The sequence below is a fragment of the Streptomyces sp. NPDC052107 genome, assembly GCF_040680215.1.
GTDB lineage: Bacteria > Actinomycetota > Actinomycetes > Streptomycetales > Streptomycetaceae > Streptomyces.
Window position 1 is genome coordinate 142,008 of record NZ_JBFAWG010000005.1, and the last position, 12,000, is coordinate 154,007.

Here is a 12,000-nt window from a genome sequence, read left to right on the forward strand (position 1 = left end):
GCGTGAAACAAAGAAAGTCGTTGACCCGCAGGGGAGTTCACGGGGTGAAGCCTCCCGTACCGGCTCAGACCGCGCTGCCCGCCTTCCAGTCGGCCCAGGACAGATTCCATCCATTGAGCCCGTTGGCCGGGTCGACGGTCTCCTCGCCGGAGTTCTTCACGACCACCACGTCACCGAGCATCGAGCTCTCGTAGAACTTGTAGCCGGCCACCGAGGAGTCGCCCGCGCCCTTGGCGTCGTGCAGCCCGACACAGCCGTGGCTGGTGTTCCGGCGTCCGAACACCGCGGTGGACGCCCAGTAGTTGCCGTGCACGAAGGTGCCGGAGGTGGTCAGCCGCTGGGCGTGCGGCACGTCCGGGATGTCGTACTCGTCGCCCAGGCCGACCGTGGAGGACTCCATCCGGGTCTGCTCGAACCGCTCGCTGATCACCATGATCCCGGACCAGGTGGTGTGTGAGGAGTCGCCGCCGGTGACCGGATAGGTGGCGACGGTCCGGCCGTCGCGCCGCACCGTCATCGTCTTCGTCGCCAGGTCGACCGTGCTGATCTGCTCGCGCCCGATGTGGAACGTGACGTCTTTGTGCTGAACGCCGAAGACGCCCTCCGCGCCCTGAACGTCCTTCAGCCGCAGACTCAGCGTGATCTTCGTGCCCGGAGCCCAGTACGTCTCCGGCCGGAAGTCCAGCCGGGTGTCGCCGAACCAGTGCCCGACCACCTCCACGCCCGGCTCCGCCGTCACCGTGATCGCCTTCTGCACCGCGGCCCGGTCGGTGATCGCGTGCGTGAAGTTGATCGACACCGGCATGCCGACCCCGGAGGTGGAACCGGCGTCCGGGGTGAAGTAGCCGACGAAGGTGGCGCCGGGCGCCTTGGTGGTGAAGGACGTCACGTGTGCCTCGGTGGTCCCCTCGGCCCTGGCGGTGACCGTGTACTTCGTACCGGAGTACGGGTTGCGGGAGGAGGTCCACTTCGTGCGGGCCGTGTTGAACGTGCCCGCGAGCGACGACCCGTCGTTGCCCGTGACCTCAACCGACGCGAGCGTGCCCGCGCTGACGGTGACCTCGACAGGGCTGCTGAAACCGGCCTTCCGGGTACCGTCCGCGGGCGTGACGGTGATCGTCGCCGGCTTCGCCCCGGCCGTCCGCGCGGACGCCGTGGCCCCCTTGCCGTCGGCCGCGGTGGACGCGTCCGCCGAGGAACCGCACCCTGCCAGGGCCGCCGCCGCGGGTGCCGCGCCGAGCGCGGCGAGCAGACCGCGCCGGGACCACCTCCGCGGCTGCCGTCCGGACCGGTTCGAAATGTGCGCCACTGACACGACACGCCTTCCTGAGTTCTCCCGACGGTGCCTGGGCATCCTGCGAGGCTTGTCTGGGATGCTCCTTTGAATCCGGAGGGTGCTTCCTGAGATTCCCGTGAGGAGGCTCCCTCCTCGTCCCCTCCGACCGAGGACAGCGCATGAACGGATCTCCGGCCAGCGTCGTCGAGGCGGCCCTCCGGCACTACCGGTCACAGGACCGCGAGGCGGCCCTGCCCCTCTACGCCGACGACTTCACCTTCACCAGCCCCCAGGACGACCACATCGGCAAAGCGGCGTTCTTCGAGCGCTGCTTCCCCACCGCGGACCGGTTCACCGAGCAGCGGATCCTGCACCTCGTCGCCGCCGACGAAGAGGTGGTCTTCGTCCAGTACGAGTACGAACTGACCAGTGGCGAGCGTCACCGCAACATGGAGGCGGTCACCGTGCGGGACGGACTCATCCGGGAGGTGCAGGTCTTCTTCGGCGGACGGGTGTGAACGGCACCCGACTGCCTACGTCACCCTGCCCGCGTACGTCGTCCCGCCCGCCGCTCCGGTCGCCAGCCCAGCGCCCGCGAGATCCCCCGGCCCGCGAGCCGTACCGCCGGAGCAAGCGCCGGCACCTGGGCGCCCGCTCGGGGCACCACGACCGACACCGCCGCCGCCACGTCCCCGCCCGGCCCGCGCACCGCCGCCGCCACCGACAGCGCGTCCTCGGTCACCTGACGCTCACTCACAGCCACGCCGGCGCGGCGCACTTCGGCGAGCGTACGCCGCAGTCGCACCGGATCGCTGATCGTGTACGGCGTGAAAGCGGCCAGCGGCCCGGCGCAGTACTCCTCCTGCAGGTCCGGGTCGGCATGGGCGAGGAGGACGAGCCCGACGCCGGTGGCGTGCAGCGGCCAGCGCGCGCCGACCCGGATGTGCACGCCCACCGCCGACCGGGCCGACAGCCACTCGATGTAGACGACCTCCGCGCCGTCCCGCACGGCCAACTGCACGTTCTCGTGCGTCGCCTCGTACAGGTCCTCCAGGTACGGCAGCGCCAGCTGTCTGAGGCCCAGGCCGCGCGGGGCGAGCGCGGCCACCTCCCACAGCCGCAGCCCCACGTGGTACACCCCGGACGCGTCGCGCTCCAGCGCGCCCCACGCGGTCAGGGCGCCCGCCAGGCGGTGCGCGGTGGTCAGGCTGAGCCCCGCCCGGCGGCTGATGTCCGTCAGGCACAGGGCGGGGTGCTCGTGGTCGAAGGCGGCGAGCACGGCCAGCAGACGGTCGGCCGCGGACCGCTCGCTCACGGACACCTCACCCTGTCGCCGTTCGTCCCGGCCGGGATCGTAACCGACGACCCCGCCCCGCGCCGCTCGACCGCGGCCCAGGGCGAAAGACGACGAGCCGGTGTCTCACCGGCCCCACGTGCCGGTCAGTGAGTCATGAAGGAGGTGACGGGCAGCGGCCGGGAGACGATCCGGACGTCGCCGAGGCGTCCGTGCAGGATCTGGTCGACCTTGTCCGCGTACTCGTAGCCGCCGAGCAGCCAGGGGCGCCCGGACGAGGCGATGCCGATCGCGGGGGCGTGCGGGTTGCGCGCCACGGGACAGCCCTGGACGTACATGATCGTGTGCTGTCCGTCGTTGACCACAGCCAGGTGCCACCAGGTCTCGCGGGCGGTCTCGTCGCCCCAGTTGGTGGCGAGCTGCTGCTGGTTGAGCGGGTGGACCGCCCACTGCGGGCCGGGGCCGTCGGAGAGCGACAGCGTGGCCAGCGGTTCGTCCGGGTCGTCCGTGACCGTGCCCACGGAGCCGTTGCGGCCGGTGCGGCTCACCAGGCCGGACCAGGCGTTGTGCGAGGCGTCCCAGTCGGCGGGCAGCCAGTAGAACGCCTCGATGGTGTAACCGTTCTCGAACGTGGCCGAGTTGAGCGGGGCGGTGTCGACGGTGCGCAGATACGCGCCCTTCAGCGGCGACTTGTAGCCCTGGAACTCCAGGCTGCCGTGGCCCGGCTGGTCGGGATGGTGGTCGGCCGACCAGCCGAGCGTGCCGCCGCCCACCGAGGCGACGGTGAGGTCGTTGCCGTGGCCGGACAGGTCGCGGACCGTACCGGACACGGGGGACTCGAAGCGCCAGTACGCGACCGTCCCCCGGACCAGCATCTGGGAGGCGGGCCGCGCCGGGCGGGCCGGCACCGGGTCGAAGCCGGAGAAGCGGGAGGCGAAGTCGATCTCGACGGAGAAGCGGTCGGCGTCGCCGCTGAGCTCCATCTCCTGCCGCTCCAGCTCGTTGAGCCCCTGCTTGGCCCGGCCGAGGATCCACGGCGAGACCGTCTCCACGTCGATGACGTTCCGGTCCAGGTCGAAGTGGTAGAGGCGGATCATCGCCGCGCCGCCGAAGTAGCGGTTCTGGTAGTTCGTGAGGTGCAGGTGCACCTCGTTGCCTGCCGCGTTCTTGCGGGTCGCGCGGCCCGCGGGCCAGTAGTGGCCGTTCAGGGTCAGGAAGATCTGGTCGTGGTCCTCGATCAGCTGGTCCCACAGCTGCTGCCCGTACGCCGACAACTGCTCGTCCCCGGCGACGAGTTCGTGCGTGGTGAGTACGACCGGCGTCTTCGGGTGCCGGGCGAGCACGTCCTTCGCCCAGGCGTACCCCTTCGCCGACAGCCTCCAGTCCAGCGCGAGCACCATCCACTCGCGGCCGGCGGCCCGGAACAGGTGGTAGGTGTTGTAGCCGTCCGAAGAGGCGCCCCCGAACGTCGGCTTGTCCCGGAAGCGCCGCGGCCCGAAGGTGTCCAGGTACGGCGTCGAGCCGCGCTGGTCGTCCGTCGACGACCGGATGTCGTGGTTGCCGGCCAGCACGCTGTAGCCGACGCCCCGTCGGTCTAGGATCCCGAACGACTCGCCGATCGCGGCGAATTCCGCCTCGGCGCCGTTCTGGGTGAGGTCGCCGAGGTGGGTCAGGAAGACGATGTTGTCCTCCTTGCCGTGCTCCAGAAGATAGCGCAACGAGGCTTCGAGCGGCGCCGGGTAGATGCTCGGGCCGTCGAACAGGTACTGGGTGTCGGGCATCACCGCGAGCGTGAACCGGCGGCTCTCCGGGTCCGGCCGCCGGCCGCTCCGCTCGGCCGCCTCGGCGACGGCCGGAATGCCGACCCCGGCCGTGGCGGCGGCGCCGAGCAGCGCGGTGGCCCTGAGGAAACTGCGTCTTCCGGCACCGGCCAGCACGGCCTCGCCCTGGTTGTCGTCATGCGATGTACACACGTGTGCTCCATGAGGTGAGTGTCGGGGAGGGCGGGGGTGCGGGACTGAGGGGGGAGCGTCGAGGGGGCGTGAGGGAGGCCTGAGGGGATGCAGAACGCGCGGGTTGCAGAACGCGCGGGCTTCAGTTCCGGCGGTGGGCGCCCGGCGGAACGCGGTGCTCGGGGAGGGGCCGCCCGAGGGTGAGCACCGGCGCCACGGTCAGCAGCTTGTCGTCGTCCGCCTCCACCGACGACGGCCCCGCCGCCCGCAGCCGGAGGCGCGGCGCGCACACCTCGGTGCCACGCGGCGCCGACGGCTCGTCCTCGGCCGTCACCACCCGCAGCGTCAGCCACGCCTCACCGCCGTCCTTGGGCAGGGTGAAGGGCAGCGGTACGGCCGCGGTCTCGCCCGGCCGCAGATCGGGCAGCTCGGCCGGACCGGTCAGGGTGGGGCCGTCGGCCGGCACCAGCTCCCAGGTCGCCGCCAGCCCGGCAAGACCCGGGAAGCGCCGGTGGTTGGCGACGACGATCCCCTCGTGCCGGTAGCACCGGATGCGGACCGGTGCCGCGAGGTCCCCGCAGGGGCGCGGGTCCGGCTTCGGGATGCGGTCGCTGCGACCGGGAAAGACCACCACTTGGGCCCCGTCGACCTCGTCCGCCCCGTGCCCGGTGCATGGGCTGTCGTGGTCACCGCCGTACGCCCAGCGGCAGCCGGGTGCGGTGACACCGTTGTCGTACAGCCCGGCACCCGCGCGCCCGGCCGGTCTTCCCTCGCTCACGCTCCGCACGATTCCGTGGTCCCAGGACTCCCGGATGAAGCCGCTCTGAAGACCCGGCGTGGACTCGATGGCCGCCTAGTGGTCCGTGCGCGTGCCGTGCGGATCGGGCCGGCCGTGTGTCGGGGTTACCGGGCCCCTCGTTCGAGAGGGGAGGATGTCAGTGGCTGATGAAGGAGAAGATGCACCAGAGGGTCGCCTGGCCCGGTCCGCCCTCCAGCGGGCCCGAGCCGAGGTGGTCGTGGCGGGAGACCGGGGAAGGGTGCAGACGTGAAGCTGACGATTCTGGGCGGCGGCGGGTTCCGGGTGCCGCTCGTCTACGGTGCGCTGCTGACCGACCACGCCGAGGGGCGGGTCACCGAGGTCGTCCTGCACGACCTGGACGAGCGCCGACTGTATGCGGTACGCCGTGTCCTGGACGAACAGGCCGCCGGCATCCCCGACGCGCCCAGGGTGACCGCCACCACCGACCTCGACGAGGCGCTCGCCGGCGCCGACTTCGTCTTCTCCGCGATCCGCGTCGGCGGCCTTCAGGGCCGGGCGGACGACGAGCGGGTGGCGCTCGCCGAGGGCGTGCTCGGCCAGGAGACCGTCGGCGCGGGCGGCATCGCCTACGGCCTGCGGACCGTGCCCGTCGCCGTCGACATCGCCCGGCGTGTGGCCCGCCTCGCCCCGGACGCCTGGGTCATCAACTTCACCAATCCGGCCGGACTGGTCACCGAGGCCATGTCCCGGCACCTCGGCGACCGGGTCATCGGCATCTGCGACTCGCCCGTCGGCCTCGGCCGCCGTATCGCCCGGGTTCTCGGTGCCGACCCGGAGGAGGCCTTCGTCGACTACGTCGGCCTCAACCACCTCGGCTGGGTGCGCGGCCTGCGTGTCGCCGGGCGCGACGAGCTCCCGCGCCTTCTCGCCGACCCCGCCCTGCTCGGCTCCTTCGAGGAGGGCAGGCTGTTCGGCGTCGACTGGCTGCAGTCGCTCGGCGCGATCCCCAACGAGTACCTGCACTACTACTACTTCAACCGGGAAGCCGTGCGCGCCTACCAGCAGGCCGAGCAGACCCGGGGTGCCTTCCTGCGCGACCAGCAGGCCCGCTTCTACACGGAGGCCCTGCGCACGGACCGGTCCGCCCTTGAGGTGTGGGACCGCACCCGGGCGGAGCGCGAGGCCACCTACATGGCCGAGAACCGGGAGAGCGCCGGCGCGGGCGAGCGCGAGGCCGAGGACCTGTCCGGCGGCTACGAGAAGGTCGCGCTCGCCCTGATGCGGGCCATCGCCCGCGACGAGCGGACCATGCTGATCCTCAACGTGCGCAACGCGAACACGCTGGCCGTGCTCGACGGCGACGCCGTGATCGAGGTCCCCTGCCGGGTCGACGCGGGCGGCGCCCACCCGGTGGCCGTAGCCCCGCTGCCCGACCACGCCACCGGACTGGTCTGCTCGGTCAAGACTGTCGAGCGGGAGGTGCTCGCCGCCGCCGAGTCCGCCTCCCGGGAGGCGGCCGTGAAGGCGTTCGCGCTGCATCCGCTGGTCGACTCGGTCAACGTGGCCCGCAGGCTGGTCGAGGGCTACGTCGAGGTCCATCCTGGCCTGGCGTATCTCAAGTAAGCGTTTCCCCGGCCACTCTCCCTTCCCGGGCCGTCCCCCGCTTTCTCTGGAGATCTCCATGCACGACGAACGCCGCAGGATCGAGCAGCGCGTCGAACGCCTCCACAGCCAGCGCATCAAGCCCGCGATCTACGCGGCACGTGTCCCCCTGGAGGTGGAGGCCTGGCAGGCCCCCGGGGAACCGGTCTCCTTCGAGGAGGCCGCGGCCGCTCCGTACACGCCGTTCGCGATGGACACTCCCTGGGGTCCGCCCTGGGGGACGACCTGGTTCCGGATGCGCGGCCGGGTGCCCGCCGAGTGGGCCGGCGAGCGGGTGGAGGCGGTGATCGACCTCGGGTTCGTCGGCGACTGGCCCGGCAACCAGGCCGAGGCGCTCGTCCACCGCACCGACGGCACGCCGCTGAAGGCGGTCAACCCGCTCAACCAGTACGTGCCGGTCGCCCATCCGGCGGCGGGCGGTGAAGCAGTCGAGTACCTGGTGGAGGCGGCCTCCAACCCGGACATCCTGGCCGACGGCTTCGCCGTACCCACCCCGCTCGGCGATGTACGGACGGCGGGTGACCGTCCCCTGTATGCATTCCGCAGCGCCGACCTCGCGATCCTGGACGAGCAGGTCTGGCACCTCGACCTCGACCTCCAGGTGCTGCGCGAACTGATGCTGGAGCTCGGCGAGCACGAACCGCGCCGGCACGAGATCATGCACGCCCTCGACCGGGCCATGGACCTGCTCGACCTGGACGACGTCTCCGCCTCGGCACCCGCCGTACGGGAGTCTCTGCGCCCGGTGCTGGCCAAGCCCGCCCACGCCAGCGCGCACATCGTCTCCGGCGTCGGCCACGCGCACATCGACACCGCCTGGCTGTGGCCGATCCGCGAGACCAAACGCAAGACGTCGAGAACGTTTTCCAACGTCACCGCGCTCGCCGACGAGTATGAGGAGTTCGTCTTCGCCTGTTCCCAGGCCCAGCAGTACGCGTGGGTGCGCGACCACTACCCGCACGTATGGGAGCGGATCAGGAAGTCGGTGGAGAAGGGCCAGTGGGCGCCGGTCGGCGGGATGTGGGTGGAGGCCGACGGCAACCTGCCCGGCGGTGAGGCCCTGGCCCGCCAACTGGTCCACGGAAAACGGTTCTTCATGGACCACTTCGGCATCGAGACCAAGGGCGTCTGGCTGCCGGACTCCTTCGGCTACACCGCGGCCTACCCCCAGCTGGCCAGGCTCGCCGGCAACGAGTGGTTCCTCACCCAGAAGATCTCCTGGAACCAGACCAACACCTTCCCCCACCACACCTTCTGGTGGGAGGGCATCGACGGCACCCGCATCTTCACCCACTTCCCACCCATCGACACCTACAACGCCCGCTTCAGCGGCGCCGAGCTGGCCCGGGCGGTCCGCAACTACGCCGAGAAGGGCGGCGCCACCCGCTCCCTCGCCCCCTTCGGCTGGGGCGACGGCGGAGGCGGCCCCACCCGCGAGATCATGGAACGCGCCCGCCGCCTGAAGGACCTGGAGGGCTCCGCGAAGGTCGAGATCGAACACCCCGACGCGTTCTTCGCCAAGGCCCGCGCGGAGTACCCGGACGCCCCGGTCTGGGTGGGCGAGCTGTACCTGGAGCTGCACCGCGCCACCTACACCACCCAGGCCCGCACCAAGCAGGGCAACCGCCGCTGCGAACACCTGCTGCGCGAGGCGGAGTTGTGGGCCACGACGGCCGCACTGCACGCGCCTGGCTACGGCTACCCGTACGAGAAGCTGGACCGCCTGTGGAAAACGGTCCTGCTGCACCAGTTCCACGACATCCTGCCCGGCTCCTCCATCGCCTGGGTGCACCGCGAGGCCGAGGCCGAATACGCCCGCCTGGCGGGGGAGTTGACGGCGCTCACGGACGAGGCGATCGCCGCCCTGGGCGCCGGCGGGCCCCGCGTGTTCAACACCGGCCCCCGCGACCGCGCCGAGGTGGTCCGCACCGCCGAGGGCGCACCGATGTACGTGCGGGTGCCCGCGAACGGCTCCGCGCCCCTCACGCCCGCCGAACCCCCGCACCCGGTCACGGTCGAGGGGCGCACCCTGGACAACGGGATCGTCCGGGTGCAGGTAGGCGAAAACGGAACACTGTCGTCTGTATACGATCTGCGGGCCGACCGCGAAGTCCTCGCCGGCCAGGGCAATCTGCTCCGCCTCCACACGGACCTGCCCAACTACTGGGACGCCTGGGACATCGACGAGCACTACAGGAACCGCTACACCGACCTGCTGGAGCCCGACTCCGTCACCGTGGTCGAGGAGGGCGCCCTGGCCGGCGCGATCCGGGTGGTCCGCTCCTTCGGCAGGGGATCCCGCATCGTCCAGACGATCACCGTCCGCGCCGGAAGCGCCCGTGTCGACTTCGAGACGGACATCGACTGGCACGAGACGGAGAAGATCCTCAAGGCGGGCTTCCCCGTCGATCTGCGCGCCCCGCACTCCTGCGCCGAGATCCAGTTCGGCCACGTCCAGCGGCCCACCCACACCAACACCAGCTGGGAGGCGGCTCGTTTCGAGGTCTCCGGCCACCGCTGGGTGCACATCGCCGAAGCCGGTTACGGCGTCGCCGTCATCAACGACTCCACCTACGGCCACGACGTCTCCCGCACCGTCCGCGAGGACGGGGGCACGACCACCACGGTCCGCCTCAGCCTGGTCCGCGCCCCGCGCGTCCCCGACCCCGAGGCCGACCAGGGGCGGCACCGCTTCACCTACGCCCTGCTGCCCGGCGCGACCATCGAGGACGCGGTCGCCGAGGGCTACGCCCTCAACCTGCCGCTGCGCGTCGCCGATTCCGCAGGCGAGCCCGAGCCGGTCGTCTCCACCGTGGGCCAGGGTGTGACCGTGGAGGCGGTCAAGCTGGCCGACGACGGCTCCGGGGACGTGGTGGTCCGGCTGTACGAGTCCCGGGGCGGCCGGGCCGCCGGGGTGCTGCGCACCGGGTTCCCGCTGGCCGGAGCCGAGGTCACCGACCTGCTCGAACGCCCGCTGGGCGACGCGACGGCCGACCCCGACGGCTCGGTCCCGCTCACGCTGCGGCCCTTCCAGGTCCTGACCCTGCGTCTGCGGCGAGCAAAGGCGGTCGGATCCCAGGCAGTCGGGGTCCCGGCCGGCGGACGCCGGACAGGCGATCCGCCTCCCAGACCGGCCGGGTCGGCCGGTCGCTCCCCGTGACCGCGACCGACCGACCCGTTCCCCCGTCCCCCCCGGATTTCCCCCGTCTTCCCCCGTCTTCCCCCGTCGGCTCTCCGTTGCTGTCATGGAGAGCCGTGAGACCGCGCCCTGATACACCCCCAACGGAAAAAGATGTCCCCCGGTCCTGGAACCGGGGGACACCGAGGGTCGCGCTCAGCCGGTGAAGCCGGCCGTGATCGAGGTGAACTGCCAGTTGTTCTGGCTGATGCCGGAGCAGTTGCTCACCACGCCGCCGCCCGGGCACGGCCGGTCGCGGTTGACCGACCAGAAGGCGAGCCGCGCGATGTGGTGGGAGTTCGCCCAGTCGCGGATCTGGGTCCAGATCGCCGGAGTGGTCGTCTCCTGCTGGTCGGACAGGCCGTTCATGCCGGAGATGCCGATGTGCGCGTAAGCGGTCGCGTCGTCCCAGCCGAAGGTCGACTTCAGCTTGTTCTTCAGGCCCTCCGCGGCGTTCACGGTGTTGCCGTACATGTCCGAGCCACCGCCGAAGTCGAACGGCATGATGGTGAACACGTCGATGTTCGCGCCGAGCGACTGCGCCTGCTCGATCAGCCGGTTGCCGTAGTACGTCGGCCCGGTGGTCGAGGTGCCGAAGGTGACGATGGTCTTCAGCCCCGGGTTGTTGGCCTTGACCGTCTTCAGCGCGGTGAGGATCTTCGCCTGCACGGCCTCGTTCTCGAACTCGTCCGTGTTCTCGATGTCCATGTCGACGGCCTTCAGGCCGTAGGCGTCGATCACCTTCTGGATGGCACCGGCGAGCGCGGCGGCCGAGGAGCAGTTGGCGCCGAGCTTGCTGCCCTGCCAGCCACCGAAGGACGGGACGATGTCACCGCCGGCGGACCGGACGGCGTTGATCGCGCTCTGGTCGGCGCCGCCGGTGAGCGGCCGGCTGCCGTCCCAGGCCGGGGTGCAGCCGCCGGAGTCCAGCACGAACGCCATCGTGAACCACTTGATCCCGGTCGCGCTCATCACCGTCGTCGGGCTCGGCGGATCGCCCCAGCCCTCGTACAGATACGGCGCGGCCTGCGTGAACCCGGTGCCGCCGCCGCTGCCCGCGTTCGTGGTCACGGAGACGGCGTTGGAGGCGGCCGAGACGTTCCCGGCAGCGTCGTGCGCCTTCACCGTGAAGGTGTACGACGTGCTGGGCGACAGCCCGCTGACCGTGGCGGACGTGCCGGAGACGGTCAGCACCTGGTTCGAGCCGCTGTAGATGTCGTAACCGGTTACGCCCACGTTGTCCGTCGCGGCGTTCCACGACAGCGAGACGCTCGACGACGTCTTGCCGGTCGAGGCCAGGCCCGTAGGAGCGGTCGGTGCCTGGGTGTCACCGCCGCCCCCGCCGCCGGGGCCGTCCAGGCTGATGTCGTCGGCCCAGTAGGTGCCCTGGGCGTACCAGCCGTGGACATAGATGGTGGCGCTGGTCTGCGAGGCACCGGTGGTGAAGGAGACGCTCAACTGGCTGTACGCCGTCGGCGACGTGGTCCAGGTCGAGGCGCCGCCGTTCACGCCCAGGTACACATAGCTGCCGCGTACCCAGCCGCCGAGCGTGTACGTCGTGTTCGGCTGCACGGCGACCGTCTGGCTGCACTGCGCGTTGTCGCTGTTCGTCACCGCTCCCTGCAGAGCCTTCGAGCCGCTGTGCACGGGGGAGGAGACGACCGAGCCGAGATTGCCGGTGCAGGTCCAGGGGGAGAGGCCGCCGGACTCGAAGCCGGGATTGGTGAGGATGTTGGCTGCCTGAGCGGTGCCCGGAAGGGCGATGGCTCCGCCGACCGCGAGAGCGACGGAACCGAGGAGAGCGAGAAGCCGACGTCTGTGACGTCCGAGTGGATTGCGCACACGATCTCCCTGTGGGGATGCGGTGTTCGGGAGTGC

7 protein-coding genes and 1 pseudogene are annotated in these 12,000 nt (G+C 71.2%); 3 read left to right on the forward strand and 5 right to left on the reverse strand.

Annotated features, from left to right (window positions below; translation table 11 throughout):
• Window positions 1-64: 64 nt before the first annotated feature.
• Window positions 65-1,315 (reverse strand): Ig-like domain-containing protein, encoded by a 1,251-nt coding sequence (locus tag AB0M27_RS07505; protein WP_365718934.1) that lies wholly within the window; start codon window positions 1,313-1,315, stop codon window positions 65-67.
• A gap of 140 nt (window positions 1,316-1,455) precedes the next feature.
• Between AB0M27_RS07505 and AB0M27_RS07510 the strand changes: the two genes are divergently transcribed.
• Complete coding sequence (locus AB0M27_RS07510; RefSeq protein WP_365718936.1) at window positions 1,456-1,794, forward strand: nuclear transport factor 2 family protein; 339 nt, start codon at window positions 1,456-1,458, stop codon at window positions 1,792-1,794.
• Window positions 1,795-1,814: 20 nt separating this feature from the next.
• Here the strand turns inward: AB0M27_RS07510 and AB0M27_RS07515 are convergent, their stop codons facing one another.
• The 3 genes and pseudogenes from AB0M27_RS07515 to AB0M27_RS07525 form a co-directional block, all read right to left on the reverse strand.
• Complete coding sequence (locus tag AB0M27_RS07515; RefSeq protein ID WP_365718938.1) at window positions 1,815-2,591, reverse strand: IclR family transcriptional regulator; 777 nt, start codon at window positions 2,589-2,591, stop codon at window positions 1,815-1,817.
• Window positions 2,592-2,716: 125 nt separating this feature from the next.
• Entirely contained in the window at window positions 2,717-4,543 is a 1,827-nt protein-coding gene (locus AB0M27_RS07520; protein ID WP_365718940.1) for a LamG-like jellyroll fold domain-containing protein, read from the reverse strand.
• 232 nt (window positions 4,544-4,775) lie between these two features.
• Window positions 4,776-5,405 (reverse strand): annotated as a pseudogene (locus tag AB0M27_RS07525) (beta-galactosidase domain 4-containing protein); the annotation flags it as partial.
• Between the two features lie 162 nt (window positions 5,406-5,567).
• Between AB0M27_RS07525 and AB0M27_RS07530 the strand changes: the two are divergent.
• Together AB0M27_RS07530 and AB0M27_RS07535 are read left to right on the forward strand one after the other, a co-directional pair.
• Window positions 5,568-6,905, forward strand: a complete 1,338-nt coding sequence (locus AB0M27_RS07530; RefSeq protein WP_365718942.1) for a 6-phospho-beta-glucosidase — start codon at window positions 5,568-5,570, stop codon at window positions 6,903-6,905.
• A 58-nt stretch (window positions 6,906-6,963) separates the two neighbouring features.
• Window positions 6,964-10,104, forward strand: coding sequence for a glycoside hydrolase family 38 C-terminal domain-containing protein (locus tag AB0M27_RS07535; RefSeq protein WP_365718944.1), 3,141 nt, complete (start codon window positions 6,964-6,966; stop codon window positions 10,102-10,104).
• Window positions 10,105-10,278: 174 nt separating this feature from the next.
• Here AB0M27_RS07535 and AB0M27_RS07540 read toward each other — a convergent pair whose 3' ends face one another.
• Complete coding sequence (locus AB0M27_RS07540) at window positions 10,279-11,964, reverse strand: carbohydrate binding domain-containing protein (RefSeq protein WP_365718946.1); 1,686 nt, start codon at window positions 11,962-11,964, stop codon at window positions 10,279-10,281.
• Window positions 11,965-12,000 lie beyond the last annotated feature (36 nt).

Bases quoted from the DNA above. Each gene is read 5' to 3' on its own strand.
- AB0M27_RS07510 (WP_365718936.1), top strand. From the start codon at position 1,456: ATGAACGGATCTCCGGCCAGCGTCGTCGAGGCGGCCCTCCGGCACTAC.
- AB0M27_RS07535 (WP_365718944.1), top strand. From the start codon at position 6,964: ATGCACGACGAACGCCGCAGGATCGAGCAGCGCGTCGAACGCCTCCAC.